Source organism: uncultured Ferrimonas sp., assembly GCF_947489035.1.
GTDB lineage: Bacteria > Pseudomonadota > Gammaproteobacteria > Enterobacterales > Shewanellaceae > Ferrimonas.
This window is the reverse complement of record NZ_CANLCI010000033.1, coordinates 26030-43245: the sequence shown is the minus strand read 5'-3', so window position 1 is coordinate 43245 and position 17216 is coordinate 26030. Positions and strand designations below refer to the sequence as shown.

10 protein-coding genes and 1 riboswitch are annotated in these 17216 nt (G+C 52.3%); of the genes, 4 read left to right on the top strand and 6 right to left on the bottom strand.

Annotation, left to right across the window (positions count from 1 at the left end):
* Window positions 1–381 precede the first annotated feature (381 nt).
* From Q0796_RS16375 to Q0796_RS16350, 6 genes are all read right to left on the bottom strand, one after another.
* Window positions 382–4269: a hypothetical protein gene (locus tag Q0796_RS16375; RefSeq protein WP_298445079.1), complete on the bottom strand. Its 3888-nt coding sequence runs from the start codon at window positions 4267–4269 to the stop codon at window positions 382–384.
* A 175-nt stretch (window positions 4270–4444) separates the two neighbouring features.
* Window positions 4445–4530: riboswitch (cyclic di-GMP riboswitch) on the bottom strand.
* Window positions 4531–4923: 393 nt separating this feature from the next.
* Window positions 4924–6108, bottom strand: a complete 1185-nt coding sequence (locus tag Q0796_RS16370) for a glycosyltransferase family 4 protein (protein ID WP_298445077.1) — start codon at window positions 6106–6108, stop codon at window positions 4924–4926.
* Window positions 6105–7928, bottom strand: a complete 1824-nt coding sequence (locus Q0796_RS16365) for a WecB/TagA/CpsF family glycosyltransferase (protein WP_298445076.1) — start codon at window positions 7926–7928, stop codon at window positions 6105–6107. The genes Q0796_RS16370 and Q0796_RS16365 overlap by 4 nt, the downstream gene beginning before the upstream one ends.
* A gap of 9 nt (window positions 7929–7937) precedes the next feature.
* On the bottom strand, window positions 7938–8840 hold the full coding sequence (locus Q0796_RS16360) for a glycosyltransferase family 2 protein (RefSeq protein WP_298445074.1): 903 nt from the start codon (window positions 8838–8840) through the stop codon (window positions 7938–7940).
* Window positions 8837–10150: an O-antigen ligase family protein gene (locus tag Q0796_RS16355; protein WP_298445073.1), complete on the bottom strand. Its 1314-nt coding sequence runs from the start codon at window positions 10148–10150 to the stop codon at window positions 8837–8839. The genes Q0796_RS16360 and Q0796_RS16355 overlap by 4 nt, the downstream gene beginning before the upstream one ends.
* Complete coding sequence (locus Q0796_RS16350; protein ID WP_298445071.1) at window positions 10143–11381, bottom strand: hypothetical protein; 1239 nt, start codon at window positions 11379–11381, stop codon at window positions 10143–10145. Before Q0796_RS16350 ends, Q0796_RS16355 begins: the two co-directional genes overlap by 8 nt.
* 183 nt (window positions 11382–11564) lie before the next feature.
* On the opposite strand from Q0796_RS16350, the gene Q0796_RS16345 reads away from it, so the two are divergent.
* The 4 genes from Q0796_RS16345 (at window position 11565) to Q0796_RS16330 (ending at window position 17198) form a co-directional block, all read left to right on the top strand.
* The gene (locus Q0796_RS16345) at window positions 11565–12965 is read left to right on the top strand and encodes a mannose-1-phosphate guanylyltransferase/mannose-6-phosphate isomerase (protein WP_298445083.1); all 1401 of its coding nucleotides are present in this window, start codon (window positions 11565–11567) and stop codon (window positions 12963–12965) included.
* A gap of 19 nt (window positions 12966–12984) precedes the next feature.
* Entirely contained in the window at window positions 12985–14361 is a 1377-nt protein-coding gene (locus tag Q0796_RS16340; RefSeq protein WP_298445069.1) for a phosphomannomutase CpsG, read from the top strand.
* 199 nt (window positions 14362–14560) lie between these two features.
* The gene (locus Q0796_RS16335; RefSeq protein WP_298445067.1) at window positions 14561–15982 is read left to right on the top strand and encodes an undecaprenyl-phosphate glucose phosphotransferase; all 1422 of its coding nucleotides are present in this window, start codon (window positions 14561–14563) and stop codon (window positions 15980–15982) included.
* A gap of 19 nt (window positions 15983–16001) precedes the next feature.
* The gene (locus Q0796_RS16330; protein ID WP_298445065.1) at window positions 16002–17198 is read left to right on the top strand and encodes an outer membrane beta-barrel protein; all 1197 of its coding nucleotides are present in this window, start codon (window positions 16002–16004) and stop codon (window positions 17196–17198) included.
* The last annotated feature ends 18 nt before the right edge of the window (window positions 17199–17216 follow it).

Here is a 17216-nt window from a genome sequence, read left to right as displayed (position 1 = left end):
ACAGCCACAGCCACAGCCACAGCCACAGCCACAGCCACAGCCACAGCCACAGCCACAGCCACAGCCACAGCCACAGCCACAGCGATTCATGGGGAAATAGAGCCCAATATAAAAATGGGCCGAGGAATGACGGATTTGCTGTTATGGGGGAGTGCCCCCCGATGAATAATGGTGATGCTGAGCATGGCGCGGCGGCTATTGCGCAAGGGTCGTTAATGGGGGGACTACCCAAGCAGCAAGGATTGGATGCAAAGTGAAGAAACGGGGGAAGCAAGGCGGTGAGGCGAGAGGGAACCGTGGGTTTAACAGCGGCGAGTTTTGCGAGCAGGCATAAAAAATCCGGCCTCATGCGAGGCCGGATCAATCAGTGCTTAGGTCGGCTTATTTCTTTGCCTGTTCCTGCCAGTAGAGCACGTTGGCCCAAGCAAGGTATGGGCGGTACCAAGTTAGCTGGCCGTATTGACGCAGTACGTGCTTGTTCATCTCAAGTACACGACCGTCATACTGTTGCAGCTGATCCCAGTCATAGCCGGTGGCAATCTGGTCCCAGCGATCGCTGATCCCGTTACCGGCTACGTCGTAGTGGATCATGCCCGGTGCCATGAACACTTTGTCGGTCAACGTTTTGGTCAGACATTTCACATCACGGGTGCTGGCGCTGTAGCCTTCATCGTGTGCGGTAACCATAAAGCCAACGTCTAAGTGGGCGTGGTTGTTGTCTTCCAGCTTGTTGTTGCCATTTTTATCAAAGGCGTAGTTCCAAGTACAGGTACCGTCACTGTTGTAAATCAGGTTATCAGTGAAGAAACCGTAGATGTCACGTACCCGCTGCGCCATGGTGTTGTCGCCAACCCACTTGTTCACGTAGATCATGGCGATGCCCATGGTCATGTCGTGGTTAAACGGCATTGGGTTAGAGAACAAACCGGCATCACCAAACTCGCTGTTTTTATAGTTCACGTAGAAGTATGAACCCTGAATCGCTGCATTTTTGGTGGTGCTGTAAGAGCTATCGTGGCTACGAATGATCTTAACTGCATTGGCAAAGTACTGATCCGCTTTGGCGGTGTACTTGGTTTTGTTCTCTGACTTGATGTAATCCGCAACTCGGGTAATGGCGTTTAAGATCTGGCCATCACTGAGCACTTCAATACGCCAGCCGTTGTATGGACGACGCCAGCCTGGAGCCGGGGTACCACGTTCGTTCAGGTATTTCTTTGGTGCTAAGTCGTACTGTTCTTTACCAAGGTTAAGCTCGCCACGTTGTACGCGCTTTTCATCGGTGTAGTTAAACATGTGGTCGATCAGTTCAACGGCATAATCCAAGTACTTGTCGTCGTTGTAAGTCTTAGCCATGGTCAGGTATGAACGCAACCAGTAGTGACCTTCCCACGCGAACTTCTTCTGGTCGTTACCGTTAGTGGTATTGAGCAGTGGGCGACCGTTCTTGTAGATCTTGTTGAACTGAGCGTCCCATTCCGCTTGGCTATTCAGCAGTGGTTTAGGCGCAACCACGTTGCTGCTGATGTTGATCCAGTCGCTGCTCTCGGTGCCGCGCAAGTAGTTGCGGTCACTTGGGTTAGCGCCAGTCTCCATCACCTTATGCTGGTCGTTGAAGTAGTAACCACGCACCTGATCGGTGTTGCTGTAGTCAATCAATGCCAGCGACTGCAGGGCACCTTTACTGTAATTGTTACCAGAGCGGAACACGCTGTTAAAGCTGGTACCGGTGGCATTGACTGCGCCGTTGCGAGTGCTGCTGGTGGTTTGGCCATCAGAAGCAAACAGCTCGCCATTTTTTACCGAAATTTCAACGTAACGGGTGTTATCAAAGGCAAACTCGTTGTCGATGCGTACGGTGCTGCCACCCCACTTACCTTCGACACTGCCGTGGCTAAAGGCCAAGTAGTTGCCGTTGCTGGCACCTAATAAGTAGGTCTTAGCGTTGGCATCTGGGTTGATTTCAGACAACCAAGCAACCACACGGAAATCACCGTTTGGCTTCCAGTCACTGATCTCTAAGTAACCATCTTTACCATCAAATCGTACCGCTTTAGCGTCATCACCGGCCAGTAAAGGCAGATCAGGCTGTGCCGGCGGATCGACCGGAGTCGGCTCTGGATCAACAGGTTCAGGTGTTGGTTCCGGCGTTGGTTCAGGATCAACCGGCTCAGGCGTTGGCTCAACAGGTTCTGGTGTTGGCTCCGGATCAACCGGTGTTGGGTCAACTGGGCTTGGGTCTACCGGTGTACCATCACCAGGGCCGTACACGGTGTCCCACTTATCTTCTGGGAAAATCGACTCATCAGGGTTAGTGATGCTATGAGTCCCAGTAGACCAGTCGCCACTTTCAACGTTATGCAACTTGTTGCTGTCGCTGTTGCCGTTCACTTCAACCATGCCATCGCTTTTGCTAAAGGCATAAGAGCGTGAGTTGGCCGGATCGGCGTAATCGATCAAGGTTAATGCTTGCAGCTCGCCTTTCGAGTAATCACCGTAGCCACGACGGAACAGCCAATCGTAGCTCATGCCAGTGGGATCGATACTGGCGTCGTTGATGGTTGCGGTAGCCTTACCATCGCTGGCTGTCAGGCTGCCGTTGTCGACGGTCAGTTCAATGTAGTGGCTGGCGTTAAAATCAAACTTGCCCCAAATCCCAGGGTACTTGTTGTCCCAACGGCCTTGTACGTTGTTGTGGCTAAAGCCCAAGAATTCACTGCTTTCTGACGAGCTTAACAAGATGGTTCGGGCACCGGCATCGGTGTCTAAGTCGCCCAACCAAGCGATCACTTTAAAGCGACCCTTTGGCGTCCATGGGGCGATCTCGCCATAGTTATTGTTGCCATCAAAGTAGACCATATCGGTGGCTGGCTGAGTCGGTTCTGTCGGCTCAGGCAAAACCGGATCCGTTGGTTCTGGGTCAACGGGGTCAATTGGATCTGTTGGTTCAGGCACAACCGGATCCGTCGGCTCTGGTTGGCTTTCACCGCCATAGACCTTGTCCCAGTTGCTTTGAGAAAAGTGCTCTGGCGCAGGGTTGCTGATCTGATGGCTGCCATCAATCCAGTTGTCGCCTTCCACACCGTGCACTTGGCCGTGCTGGCCATTCACTTCAACCATGCCCAGTTCGGCATCAAAAGCGTATGAACGCGAGTTGCTTGGGTTGTTGTAGTCGATCAGCGTTATTGATTGCAGTGCGCCGTCATTGAAGCTGTTGTTGCGGCGGAATGCCCAGTCGTAACCCACCAAGGTTGGATCGATGCTGCCGGAGTTGACGCTGTGTTCAACCTTACCGTCGCTGGCCGTCATCTTGCCGTGATCAACAGTAATGTCGATGTACTTGGTCTCATCGAAGTTGAATTTGCCCCAGATCCCCGGGTAATCGCGACCCCATTGGCCTTGTAGGTTGTTGTGGCTGAAGCCCAAGAACTCAGAACTGTTGCTGCTGCTTAACAGCACGGTACGTTGGCCGCTGTCTTCGCTTACTTCCGCTAAGTGGGCAATCACGCGGAACTTGCCGCTGGGTACCCAAGTAGAGAAGGCGGCATAGGCTTGCTTACCATCAAAGCGAGCAGCCGCTTGGTTGGTTGGGGTCGGCGTTGGCTCCGGTGTGGGTTCTGGAGTCACGTTGTCTTGTGGGTAGAAGGCCGACTGCCAGTCTGCGGCAGTAAAGTGGCTTGGTTCTGGGTTGACGATGGTGTGACTGGCCGGCTGCCAATCGTTAGCATCAACGTTTACCAGCGCGTCCATTGACGCAGTGCCGCCGACTTCAACCATGCCACGCGTTTTATCAAAGGCGTAGGCGCGGGAGTTGGCTGGATTGTTCATGTCGATTAAGGCTAAGCCTTCAATGCTGCCTTGAGCGTAGCTGCCATTTCGACGGAACAACCAATCAAACTGGGTGTCGCTTGGATCAATGGCGCCATTGCTAATTTGAGCGCTGCGCTTACCGTCCGACGCGGTCATAACACCGTTGCGGATCTCATATTCAAGGTACTTGGTTTCAGCAAAGTTAAATTTGTTCCAGATCCCTGGGTACTCTTTATCCCACTGGCCCATCACGCTGGTGTGATAGAAGGACAAGTATTCTGAGTTTTGGCTGTTGCTAAGCAAAATCGACTTAGCACCTGCGTCGGGGTTGAGATCGCCAAGCCAAGCAATGACTTTAAAATCGCCTTGGGGTTGCCAAGGTTGAATTTTGGCGTAGGCGTTGTTGCCATCAAAAGTAACGGCATCGGCGGCGGTGGCTGGGGATTGAATGGCGGCCAAAGAAATAGATGCGACTGCAAAAGCAATTGGTCGAAGTTTGGATTGGCCAATATAGCGCTGAAGATTCATTATCTGCCTCTATACATCAGGCAGCATGCCGCATGCTCGATGTGATAGAAGCAGATGCAAACATTCTTTAGGGGAATAAGAATGTGCAGCTAATTCATCGTCGACATGAGGTAGTTCCGCTGCCTTGGGCACAATGCCTGTAGGCCGGTAACTTTGCGTCCCCAACTTTCATTGGGTATGCCTTTATCTGCTGTCAAAATTAAAAACTAGCACTGGAAGCTTAGGGGAAAATCCAGTGAATGTGCCTCGAAGGCGAGCTCAGACTGCCCCAGTTGCTAGGTGCTCTCAATTGAATAAATTAGAATGTTCACCGGTTTTTGAACGAATCTGGGCTGTTTTTTAATCAAAAACAGTCACTTCTGCAATCATTGCTGAGTGTGTGTTTTGTGACCAAGATCGGTTCAAGTGTTCGTTTTCTGTTCGCTTTGGTGTGTTCTGCTGCCCATTTGCACAGGTGTTGAGGGGCTGGAGTCGGGGGAAGCACTGTAAATATCTGCCACTTAGCGGAGCCGGCACACAAACAATGGTTTTGCTTAGTGCAACGACGCAACGAACGAGTGCGCCAAGGAAAGGGGATTGGCTGGATTAAGGGGGCGTGCCGATCTTTGGCAGTAAATCGAAACTTTGGTTGTACTCATCAATGTAGTGTTGCCGCTCAAAACGCTGCAACACCAGTGACTGATTGGCCGCCAGCCAGTGGCGCCACTGTTGTTGATGTTGCAGTAGCGTGGTGATGGCCGTCGCGATGGATTCGCTGCTGTTTGGCTCGGCGCCGACACAAGCTTCTATCCCCTCTAAAAAGCCATCGATGCCGGTATTGCGGGAATACATTACTGGCACGCCGCTGAGTAATGCTTCGACATACGCCATGCCAAAGGTCTCATTGCGACTGGGTAAGACCATCGCGGCATAGTTTGGCAGCGCGTGCAGCAGTTCGGCGTTATTCATGGCGCCCAGCAGGTGCACGCAATCGCCTAGCTTGTGTTGCTGGATCAACTGTTGGGCGCGATGGTTTGCTGTAGTAAAGCCGCCACCAACAATATCTAACTGCAGGTTGGGCTGCGTGGATCGCAGTGCAGCAATGGCCTGCAGCAGCTGCGGCAAGCCTTTCTTATCGAGCACATTCAGATCCATGATGCTGATAAGCCGGTTTGATTCAAAGGCGGTTTGTTGTGGCCACTCTCGTTGGGCAACGAAGTTGGGGAGCAACTTTTGCTTGGGTTCGGCCAACTTGAAGTGCTGCTGAATGATCGGCTTAAACCACGCAGAGACATAATAAAGCCGCTGACAATCGCGCAGTTGTCGCTGAAAGAAGCGGCGATAATGGGGTTTGTAGCGCAAGGTTTTTTGTTCCGCTTCGCCGCGAACGGAAAGGGCTAAAGGCACCTTTAGCCAGCGCGCCAGCCACCAGCCCGCGATCCCTTCAAAACTGAACTTATGGGCGTGCACCATGGCGATCTGCCGTTGCTCTTTCTTCACCGTGCGCCAAATGCGCCAAGCGACCAAAGTCATGCTCAGAAACAGCAAGATCCCATAGGGTAAGCCCCAGTATTTCATAGAGGTAACGTGGTTATCCCCCTCGTCATCGCCAGCGAGAGCATTGCAGCTCAGTGGGTTGGCGGTGCGGCGTAGGGCAAAGACTCGATAGTCCACCAGTGGGTTAGAGCGGATGAAGTTGCGTACCGCCGGGGTATTGGTGCTGCGATTCAGTGAAGGGTACTCAACGGCAATATGCAGCACACAGCGCCGCTGCGGTGGCTGCTGGGTCATGTGTTATCCCCCCAGCTGTTATAGAGGAAGGTGAGGTTGCCAAGCAGGTAACGGCGCCACATCCGTTTGGGTTCTTGCACTAAGCGGTACAGCCATTCGGCATTGATACGGCGGATCCAGTTAGGGGCACGGCGCACGTTACCGGCGGTAAAGTCAAACAGGGCCCCAACGCCGATCCCTAAAGTGGCACCAGTGTCGGCAAGGTGGCTATCCAGCCACTGTTCTTGCAAGGGGTTGCCCATGGCCACAATCACCAGGTTGGCGTCGCTGGCTTTGATCTGCTCGCAGATGGCTTGATTGCTGTCGAAGTAGCCATGGTGGTAGCCAACAAACTGGTGTTGTGGAAATTGCTGCTGCCACACATCAAAACAGCGTTGCACACTGTCTGGCTTGGCGCCGAGTAAAAATATCCGCAGCGGCTGTTGGCTTTCGGCAAGGTAGCGCGGCGTAAAGTCGGTGCCATTTAAGTTTTCACAGAAACCTTGGCCGTACTTCCATTTGCTGGCCAAGGTCACGCCCAAGCCGTCATTCACCACCAAACAGCGATTAAGCAGTTGCCGGAAATCATGGTTGTGGCGGGCCAGGTTGATGGTGTGAGCATTGGCGTAAGCCATGATCAACGGTTGTCGGTTGGCGATGGTGCTATCCAGTGCTTCAACAATGGCGGCGCCATGGCGGCTGTCCATGGTTACCCCTTGTAAAGTGCGGGGGCGCTGTTCCAGCTGCTGATACGCTTGGCTGAACTTTTGTGCCACGCTTGGCCAAGCGTATACCGCTGCGCGTTGCATCGCCTGTTGGCGCAATGCCGGGTAGCTTTCTTGTGCCTGCTGCATATAGCCATTGATCTGTTTGGCGGCGGTTTCAGGATCATCAAAGTTAACCACTTGCCCCAGTTTGGCTTCGCTGATGATGCGTTCAAAGCTGGGGATCGAAGAAGCTAAGGGCAGCAGGCCACCGGCCATGCCTTCTATTAAGGTTAAGCCAAAGCCTTCATATTCTGAGGCGCTAATGATGTAGCTGGCGCTGGCGACTTGCGCCTTCACTTGCTCATCGGCCAGCCCAGTGAGGATCTCGACTTGGTTAGCCAGCTGCAGCTGGTCGATTTGTTGTGTTAACCGCTGCTGATTGCCATCCCAATCCTTGCCAATCACTTTGAGTTTGGCTTTGGGGTTGTGTTGTCGCAGTGCGGCCATGGTGGCCACTAATTTATCAACGCGCTTGTTGTCAGAGAAGCGGCCAATAAACACCATAGTGGCTTGATGTTCGGGGCTGCCGGCATCGGCAAACTTGGCGGTATCGACCCCATTCTCAATTAAACTTAAGCGGCTGGCGCAAATGGGCTGGAAGCGTTGGTAATCATTATTGCTGCAGGCGAATACCTGCAGATAGGCCTTGAGGGACAGCCGCGTGATGCTGTGGAAGTACAGCTGCTTTAACTTACTGGCATAAGGGGTATGGAAGAAACCGCCGTGGGTCGACAGCACCATTTTGCGTTGATGCTTTATCGCGGTAAGGGCCAGAAAATCGGCAAAGAAATCGACCCCGTGCACATGCACTAAATCCACGTTGCTTAAGTGCTTCAGTACCGTTGGGGCAATCGGGTATTTGTAACTGCCTCGGTAAGGGATGCGATGCACTGGGATCCCATCAATGGTGTCTTGATGGGGCAGGGCGGGATCGTTTTGGTGAAAGATCCGATCAAGGGTTAACACTTGAGCATCTAACCCTTGTTGGCGTTGCTCCAACACTAATGATTTGACGAAATTCTCTAAGCCGCCCATGGCTGGGGAAAATTGGCGGACAACGTGCAAAACCCGCATGGTCAGTTCCTATTTATAGATTTCAACGGGAGGGGTGTTCATAAAGAAACGGACTTTGCCCCAATTGGATCGCATTACCATTTCATATTTGAAGCTGCGCTTACTGCCAAAGGGGGTAAGCAGTAGAGCGAACAGCCCAGCAACCCCAGCTTGAACTCCAGCCCGGCTGAACTGCAGTGCTTTGGCTAAGGGGGAGAGCTTGCAGAAGAAGATCATGGCGTAGGTTTCGCCAATGCGGGTGGCTTTGCGGATCAGGTAATCGCGGTTAAGGCGATCATCCTCAACGGTTTCGGACACCACCGCTTCACGGCACGTGACGATGCGGCCACCACTGCGGTGGATGCGACTGAAAAAATGGGTATCGCCACCGCCAGTAATGCCGTAATTCAGATCAAAGGGCGCTTGTGGATCGGGCAGGCAGCTGGCACGAACCAAGGCGTTACAGGTTGAGCCGACTGTCACGACGGTGCCGGTTACTGGGGTGTGCTTATGAAAGTAGTCGCCGTCGAGGATCCACTGCGGCGTGTGCTTAGGGTAGTGGATCACCACTTTGCCTAGCACCACGTCCGCTTGATGCTGTTCGGCACACTCAAGCAGCTTGGCTATCCAATCGGGTTCGGCAAATTCATCGTCATCCACAAACACCAACCAGTCTCCTTGGGCATTTTTAACGGTGGTGTTGCGCGCGCAAGAGATGTTCTTTTCCGGCTGGATCTCGTAGTGCACTTCCATGTCACTTTGTTGTCGGAACTGCTCCACAATGGCACGGCCCGATCCCGCCGCATCGTTATCGGCAATGGATAGCGTCAGCGTTACGTTTTCAGGCAGCTGTTGTGCGTCAATGCTGTTGAGAGTGTCGATCAATTGCGGCCGTTTGAAGGTGCATAAGCAGACACAAACCCGAGTGGTCATCGTGTTTTCTCCTTGTCCATATATAGGCGGGCAATAAGTGCCAGCATCAGCAGTTGGATCACCCACAGCGAATGGCTGCCGCGCATGAGGCTGCTTTCCGTAATGTTGTGCAGTAGCGTCAGTAATAATAGAACCCAGCTGAGAGAAAATAAGCCGGGGTGCAAGCGTTGTATGGCGCCGGACTGGCGGGCGAACTGCACAAGAGCGAGCAAGTACACCCCTAAGCCAACCACCCCCAGTTTGGCCATCAGATCCATGTAGCCGTTGTGGCCTTGATTCAGCAGGGTTAGAAAGCCTTGGCCAAAAACAATGTTGGGCGAGTGCAAGCCAATGCCCCAGAAGGAGCCATAGCCATGGCCCAGCAACCAGCGTTTATCTATCTGCTCGAGCACAAAGGCCCAGATGTAATCGCGGCCAGTAAAACCAGGGTCCGACATAAATTGCGCTAAGAACTGCTTGATGTGCCAATCCGACCATTGCAACGCCATGAATACCGCCAGTACCAGTAAGGCGCTGATAGACAACAGCAGTAACCCCAGATTTACTTTGAAGTAGTTCGCGACTAAGTGGGCACTAAACACCAGGATCGGCACGATAAAGAACAGCCCAATCGACGTTTTTGAAACCGAGATAATCAACAGCCCAAACCACGCCAATAAATACAGGGTGTTATAGAGCAGGTTTATTTTGCTCTTTAATAACAGCCGCACCGCGATCCCAAAAAACAGCGCCTTCAAGGCCACGGCACCCATCACATTTTTGTGGCCGTGGATCCCATAGAAATAGCCCTCAATATCAAAGCTGCCTAAACCAATGGCGATGAAGTCGAGCCCAAGGGCGATGGTGCCAACGCGATAGACAATCAGAGGCAGCTGATAGGGATCGCGCAAGTAGCAGGCGCCAACAAGGATGGAGGTCATCACAAAGGTCAGCAATACCGAGCGGCGAATGGTGATCCCCGGTGCCAGCGCCCACAAGAAGCTGCTGAGTGCTAACAGAATCAAAATCATTAGTGGCCATTGGGTGAGAATAATCTGCCGGAATCGTTGTGGATCCCGCAGTATCGAGATCCCCGAAAGGCCCATCAGGCCGATCCAGAAGATCTGATTAAACTTGTTACCGGATGAGGTATTGCTGGCGTGATCGCCGACATCGAGATCTTCAAGTTCGGTAGCGGCTTCCAGTTGCGGAGTTAGTGCATCAAAGGAGCTGGCGCTCACCAACGCAATGATGATGATCGCCAAGCGGTTGTTGAGGGTAAATCCCCAGGCATTGGTTGCGACAAACCAGCTGAAAAAACGGTTAGCCATGCTTTGCCTCCGGCTTGGCGAAGGCCGTTGGGATTGGCCACAACAGCTTAAACACCAATAGCAGCGCGACCGCTTCGCCTAAAATCACCGACAACACCACCCATTCAGATTGCCCCAGCCAGCCGATGATCAGCAAAGCGAGTGTGGCAAAACCCGCCCCCCAAAGGGTGGTTAAAGCTAAAGGCTTAAAGCGATTTTGTGCTTGTACGGCGGCGCTGGCGGTGGCGCGCAGATGGAACACCAACGTCGCCAATGCCCATTGTGCGGTAACCCAGCCAACCCCAGCGTAGTTATCGGCCATCAGGTATTGATTAACCCAAGGCCACATCAGCCATAACAGCCCACTGAATAGCAGGTTGAATAAGATAAAGGCCATGAGCCCTTGATTGAGGATCCGATAAAAGCGGTTGGTGTCGTTATCGCCGAATAAGCGAGCCAGAGTGGGTTTCGCCACCCGAGTCCAAGCAGAGGTAACAATGTTTAATGGGCCAAAAAACACCCGGCCAGCATTGATAAAGCCAACGACTGTGGCACCAAACAACACTCCCACCACAAAGATGTAGCCACGGTTCTGCAGTTCGGTGGTGGTTACGCCCACCAGTGACCAACGAGATTGCCGCCAAATCGGTGCGTACTGACTGAAGAGGTTGCGCCATTGCGCTTGGCGCAGTAAGTGCCATTCAAGCCACAGTAAGTGCGCGGACCCCAGTATTTGGCACAGGCTCATTAGCCATAATAGGGTGCTGAGGCGCAGGGTTTGCCAGTCATAAAGGATTGCCCAGCCAGCGCAGGCTAAACCAAACAGCAGCACAAATAGGGCATCAACAATAAGCACGTGACCCAGTTTGAGTTCCGCCGCCCAGCGGCAACGTAGGTACTCCCGCAGTAACCGAGTAACGAAAAACACCGTAATGGCAGTAGCGCCGCTGTGGCTTTGCTGTAACAGCGGCAGTTGTTGCAGTAACTGGCAGGCCAATGCGATCAGCACTAAAAAAAGCAGGTTGCTGATGGTTAGGGTATGGCGCAGTGCTTGTGGTTGCTTGCTGGCGGGCACTAAAACGGCATAAGGGGTGTTGATCAGCGCGTTTTGAAAACTGATTAAGGCAAAGCTAAGAGTGAAGACAATGGAGTAAACCCCAAAGGCTTCAGGGCTCCACCATTTGATCAAAGCCAAATTGATGGCGAAGTTAAAGGCGCTGATAAGCCCTTGGTCGATCATGGAGATCGTCACGCTTCCCTTCAACTGCACTTCCCCCTGCGCTCTATGGCACATGCTCTTAGTATCAAGTGTAGACCTAAGCCCCAGAATTAAGGCTAAAAAAATGGCCCACCAAAAGGAGCGGAGCCGTCTATGGTTTAGATAACGCGCCCGGCCCTGAAAAGGGGTAATAGATGGAGAATAAAAATAATGACGATGGTGGTTCCGGTAGTGTTGGCTGGCGGCAGTGGTACTAGGCTGTGGCCATTATCGCGCACTCAATTCCCTAAGCAGTTCCTGCCATTAGTAGGGGAACACACCATGTTGCAGCAAACGTTGTTGCGGCTGTCGGCATTGGTTACGGCCCCTCCTATGGTGATCTGCAATGAGGAACACCGTTTTATTGCGGCCGAGCAGTTGCGTGCATTAGGTGGCGAGATGGGATCGATTATTCTCGAACCCTGTGGCCGTAATACCGCTCCGGCATTGGCTCTGGCGTCGTTGCTCAGCGACAGCGAGCAAGATCCACTGCTTTTGGTGCTGGCTGCGGATCACGTTATCGGCGATGCCGACACCTTTACCCACACCGTGAGTGCCGCCATCCCGCTGGCAAAATCGGGCAAGTTAGTGACCTTCGGTGTAGTGCCTGATAGCGCACACACCGGTTACGGTTACATACGCCGTGGGGCCGCGCTAGCCCCAGGGTTTCAAGTCAGCGAATTTGTTGAAAAGCCAAATCAAGACACCGCCCAGCAATATGTTGATAGCGGTGAGTACCTATGGAACAGCGGCATGTTTCTGTTTCGGGCTAGCCGTTATTTAGCGGAATTACGCCGACATCGCCCCGACATTGCCAGTGCGTGCATGCAGGCGGTGGCAAACACGGAGCATGATCTGGATTTCATTCGCCTTGATGCCAAAGCCTTTGCCCGCTGCCCATCGGATTCCATTGATTACGCGGTGATGGAGCGCACCACCGATGCAGTAGTGGTGCCACTGGACGCGCATTGGAACGACATTGGGGCGTGGTCAGCATTATGGGATGTGGCCCCTAAGAATGAACAGGGCAATGCGATCCGTGCAGATACGCTGTTGCACGACGTACAAGGTTGCTTGATCCACAGCGATGAGCGCTTAGTTGCGGCCGTTGGGCTGGATGGGCTCGTGGTGGTGGATACCCCAGACGTATTACTGGTGGCTGATCGAAGCCGCACCCAAGAGGTAAAGCATCTGGTTGAGCAATTAAAAGGACAAAACCGGCACGAACTGGAGTGCCATCGCAAAGTGTTCCGGCCGTGGGGTTGTTACGACTCCATCGATAATGGCCAGCGTTATCAGGTTAAACACATCACCGTTAAGCCCGGAGCTAAGCTCAGTGTGCAGATGCACCACCACCGTGCTGAGCACTGGGTGGTCGTTTCTGGCACAGCCAAGGTCACCAACGGTGACGAAACATTTTTAGTGACCGAGAACGAATCCACCTTCATCCCCGTTGGGGTTGTCCACGCGCTAGAAAATCCCGGCAAAGTGCCACTGGAGTTGATCGAAGTGCAATCGGGTTCTTACTTGGGTGAAGACGACATCATCCGTTTTGAAGATAACTACGGCAGAGTGTAACGATGGCGGGGTGTAAGGGATGACACGGCTTACGTGCTTTAAGGCCTACGACATTCGAGGCCGATTAGGTGACGAATTAAACGAAGCGATCGCCTACCGAATTGGCCGAGCGTTCGCACAATACCTGCAAGCGAAGCAGGTTGTGATTGGCGGTGACATTCGCTTATCCAGTGAATCATTAAAGCGGGCGCTGGCGGAAGGGCTGATGGCCAGCGGCTGTAATGTCATCGACATTGGTATGGTGGGTACTGAGGAGATCTATTTTGCCACCCGCCACCTTGGTGTGGATGGTGGCATTGTCGTTACGGCTTCGCATAACCCAATGGATTACAACGGCATGAAGTTGGTGAGGGAGCACAGCAAACCGATCTCTGGCGATACCGGCTTAAAAGCGATTCAAGCCTTAGCGGAAGGCAACGACTTTATTGATACCACTGCTGGTAGTTACCAGCAGCAAGATACTCTAGCAGCCTACATTAAGCACCTATGCAGTTACATTGAACCAGCGCAGTTGCAACCATTACGGTTAGTGGTCAACAGCGGCAATGGTGCGGCAGGCCATGTGATTGATGCTCTAGAGCAACGTTTTGCCGATTTGAAGGTGCCGTTGCAGTTTATCAAGGTGCACCACCAACCCGATGGCAACTTCCCAAACGGGATCCCTAATCCATTATTACCTGAACGGCGCCAAGCAACCGCAGCTGCTGTATTGGCGCATCAAGCGGACATCGGCATTGCTTGGGATGGGGATTTTGACCGCTGCTTTTTATTTGATCATCGCGGCCAATTTATCGAAGGCTATTACATCGTTGGCCTGCTGGCGGAAGCGTTTGTACGCAAGCATCCGGGCAGCAAGGTGATCCACGATCCCCGCTTAACTTGGAATACGGTAGAGATCGTTGCAGCCTGTGGCGGCCAAGCGGTGATGTCCAAAACAGGTCATGCCTTTATTAAAGAGCGGATGCGCCAAGAAGATGCCATCTACGGGGGCGAGATGAGTGCCCACCACTATTTTCGTGAATTTGGGTATTGCGACAGCGGCATGATCCCGTGGTTGCTGATCTGTGAGTTGCTCAGTCGCAAAGGGCAAACCCTAGCGGCGTTGGTGGCAGACAGAATTACCGCCTTCCCCTCCTCTGGTGAGCTTAACTTTACTCTTGGCGATCCCAGTGCTGCGCTTGCCGCTGTTGAACGGTGTTTTGCTGAGCAAGCGAATGAGATCGATCGTACTGACGGGCTGAGCATGAGCTTCAGCAATGACGACGGCCAATGGCGCTTTAATTTGCGTCGTTCTAATACAGAACCGGTGGTCCGATTAAACGTGGAGGCGCGTCAGGATGCGTCACTCATGCAGCAACAAACCGCCACAATTATTGAGCTACTTCAACGGCATTAAACGTAGTGACAGCCGCAGTTTGGCGGTGGCTGAAGGGCAAAAATGATGAATGACCGAACAACGATAACGAATACAAATTTGGTCGGGATAAAGATGGACTACTGGCCATGGGAAAGGCGTTCTAAGACGCGTGCGGTTGACTTGGGTTTAACAAGAAAAAAGATCAACCAGCGAATTCTCGATGTGTGGACGGTAATTTATGGTGCATAACCCGAAAGAACATAGAGGGCTCACGTTCTCGCGCTTTCATGGCTTTGCGATTCTATTTCGACTGTTAGATATCGCCGTGGTGCAGTGGTCACTGCAGTTGGCGCTATGGGTTAAGGGTGTGCCGCTGGGTGACGAACAGTTACTGACAGCGATTTTGGCGTCATTGGGCTACGCCTTTTTTGCGGAATCCTTGGATCTCTACCGTTCATGGCGCTCAACCCGCCAAAATGAAATGTTGATGACCAACTGGGCAAGTTGGATCTTGGCCTGTTGTTTTGTCGAAGGCTGCACCTTCTTATTCCCAGAACGGATCACCATCGATCGATTCACCATGTTGTGGTGGGGCGGAGCGGGCTTACTGATGTTCAGCCTTTTACGGATCACCGCCAGACAGGTGATCTTCTCGTTGCGTCGTCGCGGCTTTAACACCCAACGGGCTGCAATATTAGGAGTGACGGATTCCGGTAAAGCGATGGCACGTAGTCTGGAGGAGAACCCTCAGTTGGGGATCCACTTCATCGGTTTTTTTGATGATCGCTCCCCAGAACGCATTGAACAAATGGAAGGTAAGGGGCCAGCTCCGCTAGGCAATATGGATCAAGCGCTGCAATTGGCAAAGAACAACGCCATTGATGTGCTCTATATCGCGATGCCAATGCGCGCCGAAAAACGGATCACCGAGATCTTGATGTTGTGTGGTGATAGTACTGCCGCGGTACACATCATTCCTGACTTCTTCGTCTATAACTTATTGCATGCACGTTGGCATGAAGTTGGCGAGGTTCAGTCACTTAGCGTGTACGACAGTCCGCTGGATGATTTAGCCAGTTGGTCTAAGCGCGTGGAAGACATCGTCTTGGCCAGTGGGATCTTAGCGATAGTGGCAGTGCCGATGTTGATGATCGCAGCGGCGATCAAGTTAACCTCGGCGGGGCCGATCATTTTTAAGCAGTATCGATATGGCATTGACGGCCGCAAAATCAAAGTGTGGAAATTTCGCACTATGCGTACCCAAGACAATGGCTCGGTCGTTAAGCAAGCGACGAAAGGCGATCCGCGCGTAACGCCATTAGGTGCTTTCTTACGGCGTACATCTTTGGACGAGCTGCCGCAATTCTTCAATGTGTTGCAAGGGCAAATGTCGGTGGTAGGGCCTCGGCCTCATGCTGTGGCACACAACGAGCAATACCGAGAGCTTATCGGCGGATACATGTTACGACACCATATGAAACCGGGGATCACAGGTTGGGCTCAGATCAACGGTTGGCGTGGTGAAACCGATACCTTGGAAAAAATGGAAAAGCGATTGGAGTTTGATTTGGCGTACATCCGCAACTGGTCGTTGTGGTTCGACATCAAAATCGTCTTTAAAACCGTATTTAAAGGGTTCAACGACTCAAACGCGTACTAGGGATAGGGGACACATAACAATGAAACAACTATTACCTGCTCTGTTAGTGGTTTCGGTAGCACCTGCTGGGGCAGCGGTGCTTGTAGATGCATATCAGCCAGCTTCAGTGAACCTGAGTGAAAGCTGGAAAATGACGCCGCAAGTGGATGTGGGTGTCGGCTTTGACGATAACACCGCACACTCTAGTGCGAATGAAGTTGATAGTTGGTTTTGGCGTATTGCTCCTGAATTGCTGTTCCATGCCGGTAATGACACCAGCCGTTACGAAATTGATTACCGCTTAGTGGATGGTCATTACTTCTCGAGCGATGAAGATGACTACACTGATCATGCCCTGAAACTGGGGTTGGAACATCACTTTACTCGACGTCATCGCATTGAAGCCTTCTATAACTATCGGCGTGAACATGAGGCGCGAGGTGAAGGGATCACTGAAACTCGTGGCCTAGCGGTGGACACCGTAGCCAAATTAGATGTGCAAGATGCGGCCATTATTTATGGCTTTGGCGTACCAAGTGCTCGCATCAATCTCGATTTTGAGTTGGGTTACTACGATAAGGAGTACACCAACCTACGAGCTATCTCGCAATTTCGAGATTACGACACTACTCGGGCTAGGGTCACCATGTATTGGCGCTTAGGCGCTAAAACCAAGCTGATTGGTGAATGGAACGGTTACAACACCGAATTTGCGCGAGATGATGCCGATGGCTTGAATCGCGACAGCTTTGATCAGCAAATTTTTACCGGGATCCGTTGGGAAGCGACCAGTAAGACCTCTGGCACCATCAAGTTGGGTTATGAGACCCGTGATTTCGATTCCAGTGGTCGTACTGATTTTGATGGCTTTGCTTGGAAGATCGGCATGGATTGGAAGCCTCGCAGCTATTCCGTGTTTTCCCTTGAAAGTGGCAGTCGCACTAAAGATCCCGACACACTCGGGGACTTTGTTGAAGAGGACAGTTACCGGGTGATGTGGAATCACAAGTGGCGTGAACGCTTATCCACCAGCGCCTCGATTAGCTACACAGACGAGACCTTTACCGGTTTTGATCGTGAAGACGAATTACTGCAAGCGTCTGTAGGGATAACGCTGGCGTGGAAACGTTGGTTAGCCAGTGACTTCACCTATCAAATTGCAGATCAAGACTCGACTCGAGAGGCGGCAAAGTATGACAAGAACCTGTTTTTGGCCACAGTTCGGATCTCTTTGTAAGCGTCTCTTGGTCACGCT